The 16,250-nt window shown below is 64.7% G+C and carries 15 protein-coding genes, 2 tRNA genes and 1 pseudogene; 8 read left to right on the top strand and 10 right to left on the bottom strand.

The genetic code is table 11. The annotated features are described in order from the left end of the window. Positions 1-12 precede the first annotated feature (12 nt). The 3 genes from pstA to pstS are packed head-to-tail and all read right to left on the bottom strand — an operon-like array spanning position 13 to position 3,041. A complete protein-coding gene (gene pstA, locus EJO71_RS20945) occupies positions 13-897 on the bottom strand; it encodes a phosphate ABC transporter permease PstA (RefSeq protein ID WP_125950606.1) in 885 nt (294 codons plus the stop codon). Beyond that, complete coding sequence (gene pstC, locus EJO71_RS20940) at positions 894-1,976, bottom strand: phosphate ABC transporter permease subunit PstC (protein ID WP_125950605.1); 1,083 nt, start codon at positions 1,974-1,976, stop codon at positions 894-896. The genes pstA and pstC overlap by 4 nt, the downstream gene beginning before the upstream one ends. A 30-nt stretch (positions 1,977-2,006) precedes the next feature. Then, complete coding sequence (pstS, locus tag EJO71_RS20935; RefSeq protein ID WP_125950604.1) at positions 2,007-3,041, bottom strand: phosphate ABC transporter substrate-binding protein PstS; 1,035 nt, start codon at positions 3,039-3,041, stop codon at positions 2,007-2,009. A gap of 263 nt (positions 3,042-3,304) precedes the next feature. On the opposite strand from pstS, the gene EJO71_RS20930 reads away from it, so the two are divergent. After that, the gene (locus EJO71_RS20930; RefSeq protein ID WP_125950603.1) at positions 3,305-4,825 is read left to right on the top strand and encodes a Ppx/GppA phosphatase family protein; all 1,521 of its coding nucleotides are present in this window, start codon (positions 3,305-3,307) and stop codon (positions 4,823-4,825) included. Between the two features lie 35 nt (positions 4,826-4,860). Here the strand turns inward: EJO71_RS20930 and EJO71_RS20925 are convergent, their stop codons facing one another. The 3 genes from EJO71_RS20925 to EJO71_RS20915 form a co-directional block, all read right to left on the bottom strand. Then, entirely contained in the window at positions 4,861-5,322 is a 462-nt protein-coding gene (locus EJO71_RS20925; RefSeq protein ID WP_171022539.1) for a histidine phosphatase family protein, read from the bottom strand. A 19-nt stretch (positions 5,323-5,341) separates the two neighbouring features. Next, positions 5,342-7,480, bottom strand: a complete 2,139-nt coding sequence (gene ppk1, locus EJO71_RS20920; protein WP_240651469.1) for a polyphosphate kinase 1 — start codon at positions 7,478-7,480, stop codon at positions 5,342-5,344. A gap of 179 nt (positions 7,481-7,659) precedes the next feature. Beyond that, positions 7,660-8,541 (bottom strand): GNAT family N-acyltransferase, encoded by an 882-nt coding sequence (locus EJO71_RS20915; RefSeq protein ID WP_125950600.1) that lies wholly within the window; start codon positions 8,539-8,541, stop codon positions 7,660-7,662. 164 nt (positions 8,542-8,705) lie between these two features. Between EJO71_RS20915 and EJO71_RS20910 the strand changes: the two genes are divergently transcribed. From EJO71_RS20910 to EJO71_RS20880, 7 genes are all read left to right on the top strand, one after another. Next, complete coding sequence (locus EJO71_RS20910) at positions 8,706-10,388, top strand: FAD-dependent oxidoreductase (protein WP_125950599.1); 1,683 nt, start codon at positions 8,706-8,708, stop codon at positions 10,386-10,388. 96 nt (positions 10,389-10,484) lie between these two features. After that, positions 10,485-10,718, top strand: a complete 234-nt coding sequence (locus EJO71_RS20905) for a UBP-type zinc finger domain-containing protein (protein ID WP_206169044.1) — start codon at positions 10,485-10,487, stop codon at positions 10,716-10,718. Positions 10,719-10,827: 109 nt separating this feature from the next. Further along, a complete protein-coding gene (locus tag EJO71_RS20900) occupies positions 10,828-11,532 on the top strand; it encodes a glutathione binding-like protein (RefSeq protein WP_125950597.1) in 705 nt (234 codons plus the stop codon). A gap of 32 nt (positions 11,533-11,564) precedes the next feature. Then, positions 11,565-11,641: transfer RNA gene (locus EJO71_RS20895), tRNA-Pro, on the top strand. A 186-nt stretch (positions 11,642-11,827) separates the two neighbouring features. Next, a tRNA-Arg gene (locus tag EJO71_RS20890) sits at positions 11,828-11,904 on the top strand. 84 nt (positions 11,905-11,988) lie between these two features. Continuing rightward, the gene (locus EJO71_RS20885) at positions 11,989-12,495 is read left to right on the top strand and encodes a hypothetical protein (RefSeq protein ID WP_125950596.1); all 507 of its coding nucleotides are present in this window, start codon (positions 11,989-11,991) and stop codon (positions 12,493-12,495) included. Positions 12,496-12,619: 124 nt separating this feature from the next. Continuing rightward, entirely contained in the window at positions 12,620-12,964 is a 345-nt protein-coding gene (locus EJO71_RS20880; protein ID WP_125950595.1) for an RcnB family protein, read from the top strand. On the opposite strand, the gene EJO71_RS34785 is transcribed toward EJO71_RS20880, so the two are convergent. The 4 genes and pseudogenes from EJO71_RS34785 to EJO71_RS20860 form a co-directional block, all read right to left on the bottom strand. After that, positions 12,885-13,442 carry a carboxymuconolactone decarboxylase family protein gene (locus tag EJO71_RS34785; protein ID WP_240651488.1) on the bottom strand — a complete coding sequence of 186 codons (558 nt, stop codon included), beginning with the start codon at positions 13,440-13,442 and terminating at the stop codon, positions 12,885-12,887. The genes EJO71_RS20880 and EJO71_RS34785 overlap by 80 nt on opposite strands. Further along, a pseudogene (locus tag EJO71_RS20870) lies at positions 13,361-13,975 on the bottom strand (LLM class flavin-dependent oxidoreductase); the annotation flags it as partial. The pseudogene EJO71_RS20870 and the gene EJO71_RS34785, both read right to left, overlap by 82 nt. A 147-nt stretch (positions 13,976-14,122) precedes the next feature. Then, the gene (locus tag EJO71_RS20865; RefSeq protein WP_240651468.1) at positions 14,123-15,673 is read right to left on the bottom strand and encodes a sensor domain-containing diguanylate cyclase; all 1,551 of its coding nucleotides are present in this window, start codon (positions 15,671-15,673) and stop codon (positions 14,123-14,125) included. An 81-nt stretch (positions 15,674-15,754) separates the two neighbouring features. Next, positions 15,755-16,189, bottom strand: a complete 435-nt coding sequence (locus tag EJO71_RS20860) for a hypothetical protein (RefSeq protein ID WP_125950594.1) — start codon at positions 16,187-16,189, stop codon at positions 15,755-15,757. Positions 16,190-16,250: the final 61 nt, after the last annotated feature.

Here is a 16,250-nt window from a genome sequence, read left to right as displayed (position 1 = left end):
CTTCTTCTGGGTTCAGTGTTTGTTGCGCGTCAGTACCCGCGCAAGGATGTTGAGGGCAAGCACGGCAATCGTGATCAGGAACACGCCAGCCCATGCCAGCTGTTGCCAGTTCTCGTACGGGCTCATCGCGAACTTGAAGATCGTGACCGGCAGGCTGGCCATCGGCTGGCTCACGTCGGCGGTCCAGAACTGGTTGTTCAGCGCGGTGAAGAGCAGCGGTGCAGTTTCACCGGCGATGCGGGCCACGGCCAGCAGCACACCGGTGACCACGCCGGCGCGGGCTGCGCGCAGGGTGATGCTGATGATGACTTTCCACTTCGGCGTGCCGAGTGCATAGGCAGCTTCGCGCAGACCTGGCGGCACCAGTTGCAGCATGTTCTCGGTGGTGCGGATCACGACCGGAATCACGATCAGCGCGAGCGCGAGCGCGCCTGCAAGGCCCGAGAAGGTCTTGAAGTAGGCCACCACCACGGCATAGACGAACAGGCCGATCACGATCGACGGCGCCGACAGCAGGATGTCGTTGACGAAGCGCGTGACCGAGGCCAGCCAGCCCTTGGGGTTGTACTCGGCCAGGTAGATGCCGGCCATGATGCCGATGGGAGTGCCAACGAAGGTGGCCAGCATCACCATCACGAACGAGCCGAAGATCGCATTCGCGATACCGCCCACTTCGTTCGGAGGCGGCGTCATCTGGGTGAACGTGGCAATGGCAAGGCCACCCACGCCTTGGCGCAGCGTTTCCCAAAGGATCCAGATCAGCCAGAACACGCCGAAGGCCATTGCGGCGAGCGACAGCGTGAGAGCGATCTTGTTGACACGATTGCGCGCGGCAAACTTCGCCTGGCGCGTTTCGGCCAATGCCTTGGCCACGAGAAGGTTCTGAGCGGTGCTCACGACTTGGTTCCTTCGCTCTTCTTCATCTTGGCCAGCAGCATCTTGGAGAGCGACAGCACGACGAAAGTAATGAAGAACAGCACGAGGCCGAGATACATCAGCGCAGCCTGGTGCAGGCCCGCGCCGGCTTCGGCGAATTCGTTGGCGAGTGCCGAGGTGATGCTGTTGGCAGCCTCGAACACGGAAAGGGAGTTGAGCTGGTTCATGTTGCCGATCACGAATGTGACCGCCATCGTTTCACCCAGCGCACGGCCGAGACCGAGCATGATGCCGCCGATCACGCCGGCCTTTGTGTACGGCAGCACCACCTTGGAAACGACTTCCCAGGTGGTGGAGCCGAGGCCGTAGGCCGACTCCTTCAGCAACGGCGGCGTCACTTCGAACACGTCGCGCATCACCGAGGCGATGAACGGAATGATCATGATCGCGAGGATGATGCCGGCCGACAGAATGCCGATGCCCACCGGCGGACCGGACACCAGTGCTCCAAGGTACGGCACACCGGTCAGCAGCTTCTGCAGCGGCTGCTGCACCCAGGTCGACAGGATCGGTCCGAACACAAGCAGGCCCCACATGCCGTAGACGATGGAAGGCACCGCCGCCAGCAATTCAATGGCCGTACCAAGCGGGCGCTTCAGCCAGCTGGGCGAGAGTTCGGTGAGGAAGAGCGCAATGCCGAAGCTCACCGGCACCGCGATCACCAGCGCGATGAACGAGGTGGCCAGCGTGCCGTAGATCATGACCAGGCCGCCGTACTCGTCCTTGACCGGATCCCACACGCTGCTCGTGAGAAAGCCGAGGCCGTACTTCGAGATGGCGGGCCAGGCGCCGGCCACCAGCGACAGCAGGATGCCGATGAGCATCGCGAGCGTCAGCAGGGCTGCGCCCTTGGCAGCCCAGCCGAAGAGCCTGTCGGCCAACGGGCCGGAACGCGGAGCCTTCACGGGCGGCGGAGGTGCGGTGGCACGACCGCGCTCGGCCGCGAGGTCGAGGGAGGTGGTGGCGGCGGGAAAGGTGGATGACACGGGTCGCTCCGGCAAAGACGAAAGCGGCGCGTCCTCGAGCGAAGAGTTGCTCATGGGCGCGCCGTCCTGGACTGATGGGTAGGTTTACTTGAACGCGACGGCCTTGCCCGACGAGTCCTTCACCTCACCCCATGCCTTTGCGATGGCGGTCTTCACGGCTTCGGGCATCGGCACGTAGTCGAGCTCGTCGGCCGTCTTGTCGCCGCTCTTGTAGGCCCAGTCGAAGAACTTGAGCACGGTGGTCGCGTTGGCAGGCTTGTCCTGCACCTTGTGCATCAGGATGAAGGTGGCGCCGGTGATGGGCCACGAATCCTTGCCGGCCTGGTTGGTCAGCACCTGGTAGAAGCTCTTGCTCCATTCGGCACCGGCTGCTGCGGCCTTGAATGCCGAATCGTCGGGCGACACGAAGGTACCGGCGGCGTTCTGCATCTGGGCGTACGTCATCTTGTTTTGCTTGACGTAGGCGTATTCGACGTAGCCGATCGAGTTGGGCAGGCGATTCACGAAGGCGGCGACGCCTTCATTGCCCTTGCCACCCGCGCCGGTGGGCCAGTTCACGGCCGTGCCTTCGCCGACCTTCGTCTTCCACTCGGCATTGACCTTGCTCAGGTAGTTGGTAAACAGGAAGCTGGTGCCTGAACCGTCGGCGCGGCGAACCGGGGCGATGGCGGCGTCGGGCAGGTTCAGCGAACCGTTCAGCGCCTTGATGGCGGGGTCGTTCCACTTGGTGATCTTGCCGAGGTAGATGTCGCCCAGAACCTGGCCGTTGAGCTTCAGCTCGCCGGGCTTGATGCCCTGGATGTTGACCACGGGGATCACGCCACCGATGACGGTGGGGAACTGCAGCAGGCCCTTGGCTTGCAGTTCGTCGTCCTTCAGGGGGGCGTCGGAAGCGCCGAAGTCGACGGTCTTGGCTTCGATCTGCTTGATGCCGGCACCCGAGCCGACCGACTGGTAGTTGATCTTGACGCCGGTGGCCTTGTTGAAATCGGAAGCCCACTTGGCGTACAGCGGTGCCGGGAAGCTGGCGCCGGCGCCGGTCACGTCTTGTGCGAAGGCGGGAATGGAGAACACCGCGGCCACGAGACCGGCTGTTGCAAATTTGAACGTCGTTTTCATGAAGCTTCCTTTAGAAGTAAGAAGTAGTCCCTTTTTGGGCTTGGGACGGACTCTAGAAAGCTTCTGTGACATCGGTGTGACACCCCTCTGTCGAGGGAAAATGCCTTTCTTCCATCGGTGATTCGTGTGACGCTGTCACATAAACGTCATGCGACGCGCCTAGCCTCTCGAACCTCGCCATCGGGCGATCCAGAAGGCGGGGCGCCCTGTCACGGCGCTACGATCAAACACAAAGACTCCCCGCCTTCTCCCTTCAGAATCACATGCAAAACGGCACCCGCCTCGCAGCAGTCGACCTGGGCTCGAACAGTTTCCGGCTCGAAATCGGACAGGTCGACCACGGCCAGATCCACCGCACCGAATACCTCAAGGAGACGGTGCGCCAAGGCAACGGCCTGGACAGCGCGCGCAACCTCACCACCGAGGCCATGCAGCGCGGCTGGGATGCGCTCGCGCGTTTCGGCGAGCGCCTGGCCGGCTTCAAGCGCTCGCAAGTGCGAGCCGTGGCCACGCAAACCCTGCGCGAAGCACGCAACCGCGAAGAGTTCCTTTTGCGTGCACGCACCATTCTGGGTTTCGGCATCGACGTGATCCCGGGGCGCGAAGAAGCCCGCCTTATCTATCAGGGTGTGGCACACATGCTGCCGCACAACGACGCCTCCGACCGCGAGCGCCGACTGGTGGTCGACATCGGGGGACGTTCCACCGAAATGATCATCGGCCATGCCCTGGAAGCCGACCGCATGGAGTCGTACCGGGTCGGAAGCGTCGCCTGGTCGATGAAGCACTTCGGCGAGGGCCTTTTCACCCAGACCGCCTTCCGTGCCGCCGAAGTCGCGGCCAAGGCCGTGCTCGACGACGCGCTGGCCAGCTACACGCGCGACCAGTGGGACGTGGCCTATGGCGCTTCCGGCACCATCGGTGCGGTCGGCGATGTGCTGGCCGCGGCGGGCGGCGAACCGGGCCTGGTCACGCGCGAGGGCCTCGACTGGCTGCTCGATCGCCTGCTCAAGGCCGGCAGCGCCGACAAGCTGCGCGTCGACGGCATGCGCGAAGACCGCAAGGCCGTGATCGGTGGCGGCCTGAGCGTGCTGCGCGCGGTGTTCGACCTGCTCGGCATCGACGAAATGAAGGTCGCCCAGGGCGCATTGCGTCACGGCGTGCTCTACGAATTGCTGGAACGCGACGAGAGCGTTGCCGACATGCGCACCACCACCGTGGCGCGGCTGGCCAACCGCTTCGCGGTCGATCCGGCGCAGGCCCGGCGTGTCGGCGACACCGCCGCAGCCCTCTTCGTGCAGCTCTCGCCAGCCGCGCGCGGCGGCAGCACCACCAACCGTGCGGGCCGTGCACTGCGCAAGCTCGGGTGGGCAGCGCAACTGCACGAGATCGGCACGCTGGTGTCGCACAGCGACTATCACAAGCATGGCGCCTACATCCTCGACAACACCGATGCCCCGGGCTTTGCGGTCAACGAACTGCATGCGCTCGGCCAGCTGGTGCTGGGTCAGCGCGGCAAGTTGCGTAAGCTCGAGGTAGCGCTGGACGACGAAACTTTCGTGATGCAGCTGCTGTCGCTGCGGCTCGCGGTAATCCTGTGCCACGCAAGGCGCGATCCTGATCCGCAGGCGCTGCACCTCGCGGCGCTCGGTGCACGGGCTTTTGCCGTCGCCTGTGCGCCGGACTGGGCCGATGCGTATCCGCAATCGGCGCACCTGCTGCGCGAGGAAGTGCTGGCCTGGCAAAAGACAAGCAACTGGCGCGTGGAACTCAGCGGCTGCTGAGCCTGCTTCGCCTGCGTGTATCGCTATCTATCAAGTTAGAGCAGTTCGGGCGACTGCACCGTCACCACGACGGTCTGCACGTCGCCATCGCGCTCGCGCGTGCGGATCCACCACAACGCGCCCTTGCGTACGGGGCAGCTGTCCTGCTTCAGGCCCAGCAGCAAGGAGATCGCCTGCCCCACCGACGGCTGGTGACCGATCATCAGCACCACCGACTTGCCATTGGGCCAGCCAGCCGCGCCTAGCAGCGCCTCGGCCGTGGTGTCGGGGGCGAGTTCCGAGCGGAGCTTGTATTTGCGGCCCAGCGCCAGCGCAGTCTGCTCGCAACGCCGCGCGGGGCTGCAGATGATGCGCGTGCCATCCGGCAGTTGACGATCCAGCCATGCGGCCATCCGCTTGGCCTGCTTTTCGCCGCGCGCGGTGAGCGAGCGCTGCATGTCGTCGCACCCCTCGGTCCAGTCCTCGGCTTCGGCGTGACGCCAGAAGATCAAGTCCATGGTCATCGTCTTTCGATCTTCAGTTGCTGGATGCATCTCTGAGATGCCCTCGCGATGCGTATCGATTCATGAGCGCCGCCTGCGCACCATGGGCCTCGACGACGGGCGACGCGCCCGCCTCACCCGAGTGCGTATCGTGATCGACGCGCGCATAGGTGCCGTCCGCACCCAGATCCCAGGCGTCGCGCCCGTCGTGCAGATAGGCCACGAGGCATTCGTCGATCAGCCGCTGGCGCAGTCCGGGGTCCGTCACGGGCCATGCGAGCTCGACGCGCCGCATCATGTTGCGGTTCATCCAGTCGGCGCTCGACAGGTAGAGCGACTCGTCCTCGCCGTTGCGGAAATAGAAGACCCGCGAATGCTCGAGGAAACGGCCGATCACCGAGCGCACCCGGATGTTGTCGGTGACACCCGGCACCTGAGCGGGCAGCGTACAGGCGCCGCGCACGATCAGGTCGATCTTCACGCCCTTCTGCCCGGCGCGGACCAGCGAAGCAATGATCTCGTCGTCGGTCAGCGCATTCATCTTGGCGACGATGCGCGTCGGCTGGCCCGCCGCGGCAGCCAGGCCCAGCGCATCGATCTGAGCCACGATATTCTTGTGCAGGTCGAACGGCGCCAGCCACATGCGGTTGAGTTTCGGCAGGCGGCTCTGGCTGGCCAGATGCACGAACACCACCTCCATGTCGGCCGTCAGCAACGGATCGGCCGTGAGGTGGCTGATGTCGGTATAGAGTCTGGCGGTGCGGGGGTTGTAGTTGCCGGTGGAAAGATGGCCGTAGCGGCGCAACTGCTTTCCCTCACGACGCGTCACCAACAGCATCTTGGCGTGGGTCTTCAGGCCGACCACGCCGTACACCACCTGCGCGCCGATCGATTCGAGCATTTCGGCCCAGTTGATGTTGGCCTCTTCGTCGAAACGCGCCTTCAGCTCCACGACCACCGTGACTTCCTTGCCTCGGCGGACTGCTTCGCGCAGCAGATCCATCATTTCCGAATCGGCACCCGTGCGGTAGATGGTTTGCTTGATCGCCAGCACCTGCGGGTCTTGCACCGCTTCGCGCAGGAAGGCCAGCACGCCTTCGAAACTCTCGAAGGGCTGGTGAATGAGCACGTCACCACGCTGCAGTTGCTCAAAGAACGACTGCCCCGACGACAGCGTGACGGGATAGGACGCCCGATACGGCGGAAAACGCAGCTGCGGCTCGTCGAGCAGGTCGGCCAACTGCGTAAGGCGGGCCAGATTGACAGGACCATGCACGCGATACAGCGCCTCGGCCGGCAGGTTGAACTGCGCCAGCAGAAAGCTCGCGAGCGATTCTGCGCAACTCGCCGAGACCTCGAGCCGCACCGCCTGGCCATAGTGCCTGTGCTGCAACCCCTGGCGCAACGCGGTGCGCAGGTTCTTGACGTCTTCCTCGTCCACCGCGAGGTCGGAGTGCCGGGTAACCCGGAACTGCGAGAAATCGCCCACCTCGCGCCCCGGGAACATGCTGCTCAGGTGCGCCCGCACGACGCTCGACAGCGCCACGAAAAGCGTCTTGCCCTCCGAAACCTTCGCCGGCATCTTGATCAGACGCGGCAGCACGCGCGGCAGCTTGACAATCTGGATCGGGTTTTCGCGCCCGAATGCGTCCTTACCACCCAGCCTCACGATGAAGTTGAGCGACTTGTTCGCCACTTGCGGAAACGGATGCGCCGGATCGAGGCCGACCGGAATCAGCAAGGGGCGCACTTCACGCTCGAAATACTCGCTGACCCACTTGCGCTGCGCCGGATTGCGCTCGCCATGCGAAACGATGCGGATGCCGTGCGTCGCGAAAGTCGGCATCAGCTCGTCGTTGTACAGCGCGTACTGGCGCGCCACCAGCTTGTGGGCCGCCTCGGCAAGCCGTTCGAACGACTCGACCGTGTAGGTGCCCTTATGGTCGCCGGCGCTTCCCGCGATCAGATGGGGCGCGGCACGAACTTCGAAGAACTCGTCGAGGTTCGACGAAACGATGCACAGGTAGCGCAAGCGCTCGATCAGAGGCACCTCTTTACGGTGCGCCCAATCGAGCACGCGCTCGTTGAACGAAAGAATGCTGTGGTCGCGGTCCAACAATGTGAACGCGGGCGCCGCTACGTCAAGGGACGATTCTGCGGGGGCTGATGACATGGACACTGATTCTGCAGCAGGCGACACAGGAGGAAACGTAGGCTGAAATATGACAGTGTCAGCCCCTCTTGTGACAGTTCTGTGACCACTCTGTGACGCAGTTGCGCCTGCTGATTGCTGGCGGCCCTCTCCAGATGAAGAAGCGAGCGGCCCGGTTTCGAGCCGGTCGGCCGCTGGCTTCATGCGCCCAGGAAGTGCTTGCGGTAACGCGCCGGCAGATCGTCGATGCGCATCAGCATCGGCAGGTCGGCTGCGTTGAAATCCGGGTCCCATGCGGGCGCGCCGAGCACTTTGGCGCCCAGGCGCAGGTAGCCCTTGATGAGCGCTGGGGGCTCCACGTCGAGCGTGCTGTCGAGCCGTTCGACTGGCAGCGGCAGGCGCGGTTGCACCTGATATTGGATTGGAGCCATGTGCTTGGCCGAGACCTGGCGCCAGATGCTGGCCGCGGCGTCGCCGTTCGTGACACCGTTGTGTGACATCGGGATGCTCGCGCAGCCGATCATCGTGTCCAGCTTGTTGCGGTGCATGAAACCGGCCAGCGCGCCCCAGAGAGCGAGGATCACGCCGCCCTGGCGGTGATCGGGGTGCACGCAGCTGCGGCCCAGTTCCACCATGCGCTCGCGCAGGTCGCGCAGGCGGGTGAGGTCGAATTCAGTATCGCTGTAGGTGCTGCCAACGCGGCGGGCCTGCGCCGGCGTGAGCACGCGGTAGGTGCCGATGACCTGCTGGGTCAGTTCGTCACGCACCAGAAGGTGCTCGCAGAAGTCGTCGAACAGGTCGATGTCGTGGCCGGCCAGCGGTGAGGAGACCCGGGCACCCATTTCGCCGACGAACACGTCGTAGCGAAGGCGCTGGGCGGCACGCACGTCGTCGAGATGGCGGGCCCAGCCCACGGTGATGCCTTGCCTGGACTCGACGGCCTGCGGCAGGATGACGGCGGGCGCCTGGGGCACCGACGTGCGGGCGGCAACGGTGGAAGCACCGGTTGCGGGAGCGGGCCACAAGGCCGCGCGCAGCCCGATCTGCGAAAGCGGAAACGTCGGGTTGGGCAGTTCTTTCATGGGGGAACCCTTTCTGCCGAGGGAGTCTCCGCACCTGCGATGAAGCGGGCATGTCAGGAACATTGCAGGTGCGTGACGCTGTTACAGCCCAGCCAAACGCCTTTGAGCCGCCCGGGCCGGCTTCGTCGTTTAATGCGGTGGATTCTCGAAACGGAGCTTCCCCCATGGCCACCACCAACGCCAACGGCACAGACAACAGCCGTCTCCACCAGACTTTCCCTGTCCTCAGTGACACCGAGATTGCGCGCATCGCGCGTTTCGGCACCGTGCAGCAGTTCGCGCGCGGATCCAGGTTGTTCACCGCCGGCGAAATCGGCCCGGGCATGTTCGTGTTGCTGAAAGGCGTTGTCGCTGTCACGCAACGCGACGGCCTCGGTCACGTGGTGCCCATCGTGCGGCAAGGGCCGGGCGAGTTCCTGGCCGAGGTCGGCCAGCTGAGCGGCCGCCCCGCCCTGGTTGATGGCCACGCCGACGAAGATGTCGAGGCACTGCTCGTCTCCCCCGCGCAACTGCGTGCGCTGCTGGTGGCCGAAGCCGACCTGGGCGAGCGCATCACCCGCGCGCTGATTCTGCGGCGGGTGGCGCTGATCGAATCCGGCGCCAGCGGCCCGGTGCTGATCGGCCAGCCGCAGTCGCCCGACATGGCCCGGCTGGAGAACTTCCTGCGCCGCAATGGCTATCCATATCACCTGGTCGACGCAGCAGAAGACCCGGATGCCGCCGCGCTGCTCACGCAGTACGGTGCCTGCAAGCTGCTGGCGGTATGCCCCGACGGCTCGGTACTGGTCAACCCGAGCGACGAAGCATTGGCGCGCTGCCTCGGCATGGTGGACACCGCCGAGCGCAACGAGCTCTTCGACGTGGCGGTCGTCGGAGCCGGTCCCGCTGGCCTGGCGACCGCGGTGTACGCGGCCTCCGAAGGATTGCGCGTGATCGTGCTCGATTGCCGTGCTTTCGGCGGCCAGGCCGGCGCCAGCGCGCGCATCGAGAACTACCTGGGTTTCCCGACCGGCATCTCCGGACAGGCACTGGCGGGGCGTGCCTTCGTGCAGGCGCAGAAATTCGGCGTCGAGATGCTGATCCCGGCCAAGGTCGTCTCGCTCGACTGCTCTCGCGACAACCCGCTCGAGAGCCTGGCCATTGCACTGGCCGATGGCCGCACGATCCACGCGCGCACGGTGGTCATCGCCAGCGGTGCGCGCTACCGGCGCCCCGATGTTCCGCGTCTTGCCGAATTCGAGGGCCGCGGCGTCTGGTACTGGGCTTCCGCGATCGAGGCGAAGATCTGCTCGCAGCAAGAGGTGGCGCTGGTCGGTGGCGGCAATTCGGCCGGCCAGGCGGCGGTATTCCTGTCGCGTCATGCAGCCAAGGTCAACGTGCTGGTGCGCGGGCCATCGCTCGCGGCCAGCATGTCGCGCTACCTGATCGACCGCATCGAAGCCACGCCGAACATCTCGCTGCAGCCACACACCGAACTCGTTCGCCTGCACGGCGGCTCCGACGAAGGGCTCACCGGCGCAACATGGCGCTGTCACACCTCCGGCAACGAGCATGACTGCGCGGCGCGCAACATCTTTCTCTTCGTCGGCGCGGAACCGGAAACCTCGTGGCTCGAAGGCTGCGGGGTGACGGTCGACAAGCATGGCTTCGTACTGACCGGCGCTGCTGCCAGCCCCGGCTTTCCGGCCCGGCCATCGACGGCGCTCGAATCGAGCGTGCCGGGCGTGTTCGCCGTCGGCGATGTGCGTTCAGGTTCGGTCAAACGCGTGGGCGGCGCAATCGGCGAAGGCGCGGCAGCGGTTGCACTGATCCACCAGCATCTGTCGCAATCCTCGGCCGTGGCCTGAAGCAGGCATCCATTCATCCGCGAATCCGAGACCACCCAAGAAGAAAGAAGGAGTCCGAAGTTGCCAATCAAGCCCTGCGACCACGTACCCACCGAGATCGCGCAGCCCCATGCGCAACAGCAGCGCGGTTGCGAAGACTGCCTGAAGACCGGTGACACCTGGGTCCACCTTCGCCTGTGCGTGCACTGCGGCCACGTCGGCTGCTGCGATTCGTCGAAGAACCGTCATGCGACAAGGCATTCGCATGCCGAAGGCCACCCCGTCATCCGCTCGCTCGAGCCCGGCGAGAGCTGGATGTGGTGCAACGCGCACGAAAAGCAGGTCGGCTGAGATTCCGCTGAGCAGATTGCGAATTCCCGCGCCTGCGCGCGTTTGAAATCGCACGTATATGCTGCCGGGCTCGCATCACACACGTCCCATCACCGGAGTGCCAGACAACATGTCCGCATCGCCCATCGAGGTCTATTCGTGGCCCACGCCGAACGGCCACAAGATTCACATCATGCTGGAGGAGTGCGAGCTGCCGTATCGCGCGCACCCCGTGAACATCGGCAAGGGCGACCAGTTCGCGCCCGACTTCCTGCGGATCAGCCCCAACAACAAGATCCCCGCCATTACCGACCCCGACGGTCCGGACGGCAAGCCGATTTCTCTCTTCGAATCGGGCGCCATCCTCGTCTACCTGGCAGGCAAGACCGGCAAGTTCCTCCCCACCGGCGACCGCGAGCGCTACGACGTGCTGCAGTGGCTGATGTTCCAGATGGGCGGCGTCGGCCCCATGCTCGGACAGGCACATCACTTCCGCATCTACGCGCCCGAGAAGATCGCCTATGCGATCGACCGCTACAGCAACGAAGCCAAGCGCATCTACGGCGTGATCGACAAGCAGCTGTCGAAGAACAAGTTCATCGCAGGCAAGAGCTATTCGATTGCCGACATCGCCATCTTCCCGTGGCTGCGGAGCTGGGAAAACCAGGGCATCACCCTCACCGACTTCCCCTACCTGAAGGAATGGTTCGACGGCATCGCCGCGCGGCCGGCCGTGCAACGAGGCGTGAAAGTGCTTGCCGACCTGCGCCAGCCGATCACCGGCGACAAGGAGCGAGAGATTCTTTTCGGCAAGACGCAGTACCAGAAGCGATAGGGCCCATATCCGGGCTAGAATAGAAGGCTTGTCGGGGTGTAGCGCAGCCTGGTAGCGCATCTGGTTTGGGACCAGAGGGTCGAAGGTTCGAATCCTTTCGCCCCGACCAAAAAATCGAAATGCACACAGTCACATGGCGGGCTGTGTGCATTTTTCGTTCTGGCTCCATAGCGGAGTCGACCAAGCGCCTCACTGCGCAAGGCGAGGTGCGGAACTGGGTAGAATCCGCGGCGGCCGGCCCGGAAGCAAAGACGCCTAAGTCGTTGATTTTCCTGGCTTCTCTCCGGCCTCAAATCTGCCCGTAGCTCAGTTGGATAGAGCACCTGCCTTCTAAGCAGGTTGTCGGGGGTTCGATCCCCTCCGGGCAGGCCAATCCAGTGCCCACGAAGCCCCTGCGGCATCGTCTTCGCCGCCCAGCCCTTCGCGCTGCTTTCGGGCCATCGACAAGGAATGTTCATGCCCTCGCACGAAAAGCCGCCCCAAGAACAGTCCTCCCCCATCGGAACCGACGCGGCCGCTACCGTTCGGCACGCTCATGAGGAGTTCTACATCGACCTCCCCCTGCACTGGAAGGCACTCGGTAACGACGATCCCGACACCTTAAATTTCCAATCGGAGGCGGAAGACGCCTCGATCATCCTGAGTCTGCGGACTTTCGAAACGCTGGAAGAAAGTGATCTGGATGCGGCCGAACGCAACGTGAATGCCCAGATCGAGTTCTACAGCCAGACATATCCCGGTCGCGTGGAAACCCTGTGGCGAATGGCGCGGCCACATTCCGGAGGGGTTGGAGCCGAGATGAGCTATGCCGTGGATGCCGACGCTCAGCGCATCTTTCTGTATCTCGGGTATGTGACGCAACGGAAGCTGGTCAACTTGCTGGTGATCGGCGGCCCCGACCGCGAAAAATCGAAGCGCCTGTTTTTCGATGCAGTGAGCAAGTTTCGCGCGAAAAGTCCCTAGACCTGATCGCGCCCCGAACGCACAGCTGCCCGTATCAATCCCCTACCCCTCCACGCCCTCCAAATTTCAACCCAAGTAGCGCCATAGGCTGAGCCTCCCTTTTGCCCAGAGGAGCTCAACCCAGATGCGATACATCACCCGGAAACTCACCACCGTCGCCACGACTGTCGTCGTTGCCATGTCGACCACACTCAGCGGCTGCGTGGTCGCACCGCCGCCGGCCACCGCCAACGTGACGCTGGTGCCTGGTTCACCGCTGCCGCCCGGGTATCAGGGCGAGGCTTACGGCGTGAACGACTGGCAATCCAGAGGTCTCTACGAGCCCCCGCAGGGCTATGCTTGGCGCTATGTCGACGGGCAATATGTTCTTGTGGCCGTGGCCACCGGGATCATTGCCGCGGCTTTCCTGGGCGCATTCTTCGGTCACGGCGGTCATGGCGGGCCGGGGCCGGGTTTCGGCCCTCGCTAGCTTCGGCCGAGCCGTCGCGGGACGCTTGATTTGCTCGACGCACTTCGCGCCCTCTGGGCCGCACTGGTTGCCATCGGCCATTTCCTGGGCTGGCTGCTGAACCTGCTGTCGTGAAGCAGGTCAGCCCCTCGCCGGCGCCTGCGGCTCTCCCAGCGACAGCATCAGCCGATTTGAGCAGCCGTTGCACATCGTCCGTGCGCTGCGAGAAATGCGAGGCGAAGCGCGCGTGCACCAACACGCAGTAGATGCAGCCGTTGTAGCGCGAGGCCGTGGCGGCCGAGAGCTCGCGCTCGGCACGTGGCAGGCCGGCTTCGGGGTTGTAGAAGATGTCCTTGTCGGTGCGCGTGCGGGCGCCCAGGGTGTCCGGGTCGCGTGCCAGCAGGCGGAAGTACGGAGACTTGGCGAGGCATGCGGCGCGTGCTCCGGGCGAGGCTGCGTGCGCGAGAGCATGAGGCCATCGCCCGCCTCTCCTGCGCACGTGCCACCGCTCACGGAAAACGTGGCCTGCCAGATGCGGCCCGGCAACTGCGAGCCCGAGGGATACAGCGTGTCGCCGCCAGCCAGCTGCCGTCCGGCCCACGCCGAGCGCACCACAGCGAGTTGCCTGGCGAAGATGGCCGAACGATCGTTGCCATCCAGCCCGAAGGCCGCGAAAGACTCGGGCGTGCCGCCCGTTCCCACACCCACTTCGAGCCGGCCACCCGAGAGCAGGTCCAGCACGATCGCGTCCTCGGCCACGCGCACGGCGTTTTCCAGCGGCAGCGTGACGATGCCGGTGCCCAGCCTGATGCGCCGGATGCGCGAAGCCACGTAGGCCAGGAAGACGAAAGGCGACGGCAGCCTGCCCCCATGCTCGTGAAAGTGATGCTGCGCCACCCAGGCCGAATCGAAGCCGAGGGCCTCGGCATGGACGATCTGCGCGGCGACCAGGCGGTAGCGCTCCGCGGCGGGAGCATCGTCGAGCAGGCGGCTGAAGAATCCGAGGCGAAGCGGGCGTGGAGATTTGGACATGCCGGACACCCGGAGAAGAAGGCTGTGCTGTGAATAGTCTTCGAGTCTTGCCCGTGATGCGGTCCGGAGGGAAATCCGCTTATCGCGCTTGCTTATGCGCTTTGCGCGTATCGCCTGTGCCCGGCACCGGAACGACCTGGCCCCCGCTCATGTCTCCGTCGAACGCATCGCAGTGCAGACGCGATTGCGGCCTCCCATCTTGGCCGCGTAGAGCGCCCTGTCGGCTGAAAGGATCAGCTCCTTCGGAGGACTTGGGGTGTCCGCCGGACTGAAGGCATCCACGCCGGCACTCAGGGTCACGAACCCGCCGGGCATGCCGGCATGCACGATCTCCAGGTTCCGAACCGCGCTGCGGATCTTCTCCGCGAGGACGGCGGCAGCAGCCACGTCGGTATTCGGCAGCAGCACGGCCAGCTCTTCCCCGCCATACCGCGCGGCAAGGTCGCCCGGACGCCGGGCCGCGAGGTCTGCGATCGTGCGGCCGATCGTCTGCAGGCACTCGTCCCCGGCCGCGTGGCCGTAGATGTCGTTGTACTGCTTGAAGCAGTCGACATCGATCAATATGAGCGCCAGCGTGCTCGCGTCCCGCATGGCGCGGCTGAATTCGCTGTCGAGCGTCACGTCGAACTGCCGGCGGTTCGCCAGCCCCGTGAGGCCGTCTTCCATGGCGAGGGTGTTCAGGGTCTTGTTGAGCTTTTCCAGCGCGTCGCGCGCCCGCCGCAGTTCGGCCTCCGTCTTGTTCTGCAGCTCCATCTGCCTGACCAGCCGCCAGCCGACAAAAGCGACGATCGAAGTCAGGAGAATCACGCCCCCGGTATGCCAGAGCGTTTCGCGCCACCACGCGGAGAGGATCTCGTCCTTGGAAAGAGCTGCCGTTGCGAACAACGGATAGTTGGCAAGGCGCTGGAAGCTGTTCAGGCGCGTGACGCCGTCCTGCGCCGACAGGATCTCGGCCGTGCCGACCGGCCTCTGGTCCGTGTATGCCCGGAAGAGCCCGGTTTCGCGCATGTTCCGCCCGACCATCTCGACGCTGAAGGGCCGGCGGGTCATCATCGTCCCGTTCTCGAGGATCAGCGCCACCGCACCGGCTTCGCCTATGTCGAGGCTGTCGTAGAACTTGGCGAAGAAGTCGACGTCGATCGTCGCGAGCGCCACCCCGGCGAAGCTGCCGTCCGGGTTGTCGATGCGCCGCGAGACGGGAATGAGCAGCTTGCCGTTGACCCGGCTCTTCACCGGCACGCCAATATGCGGGCCGCGCTCCGTGTGCTCGCGATGGAAGACGAAGTACTCGCGCTGCGCGTTGTTCAGGTTCTGCGGTGGTTCCTGCCGGGAGTTGACGACCCAGTTTCCGTCCTTGTCGTAGACGTGAAGCGCGTCAAGCTGGGGGAGTTCCTCCACCCGCACCGCCATCAGCTTGTGAAGCCGCCCAAGAGCCGCCGGCCCCGTACCGTCGTGCTGGATGCGCTCGACGATGCCGATCAGCGCGGTATCGGCCTGCTTGATCGTGTCGTCCGCCTGCTGCGACATCGCGCGCGCGAGATTCGACGTGGCAACGCTCATCTGCTTGAGCTGGACACCGCGGGAATGCCAGCTGTTCAGGAAGTCGAGCGCCACGAGGGCGAGGCAGACGACGGCGACGAAGGCCGTTGTCCGGAAGGTGATGGATGGTCGACGAAACACTGTCTGCTTTCGGAGCATTGATGTCTGGAGTGCCTTGCGGACTTTGACACATCTCAGGCCGGATTCGCAGCAACCCGGCGCGGCCGTCAGCTACACGGCTCAGACAGGCCGCACGTCGAAGAAAGCCTCGTCGGTTTCACCCAGGTCGCGAAAACCCGCGGTGCGCGCCGCGTCGTAGGCCTTGGCCCACCGCCTGGCCATTGCGATCTCCGCCTTCGACAGATCGCTTTCGCTCGACTCGCTCGCGTTCTGGAATGCGCGCAACGCCTCGACGACGTCGTCGCCCAGTTGCCGGTCGATCTCTCGCCGGAAGCGCTGCTCGGCGACTTTCACCGCGTCGGCGGCTGGGTGCGAATAGTCCGCGAGCCGGACGGTGTAGGAGACGCGCGCTTCGACTTCGACGTCTTCGAACAGGAACGGTTCGTCGCGCTCCGCCTCTGGAAATGACGACTCCGGCGGCGGCGCCGGCAGATCCTGCTGAGGCAGCAACGTTGCCACCGCCACTCGCGGGAAGAAAAGCTCAAATTGGTTCATGGTTCATCGCCCCGGCGCGTGCGGCGCCGATCCGGGCTTGCGGCCAAAGACTGTACGAATA

Origin of the sequence: Variovorax sp. 679 (assembly GCF_003952185.1) — a bacterium.
Taxonomy (GTDB): domain Bacteria; phylum Pseudomonadota; class Gammaproteobacteria; order Burkholderiales; family Burkholderiaceae_C; genus Variovorax.
Note: the sequence above shows the minus strand (reverse complement) of the source record. Positions and strands in the feature narration are given on the sequence as shown.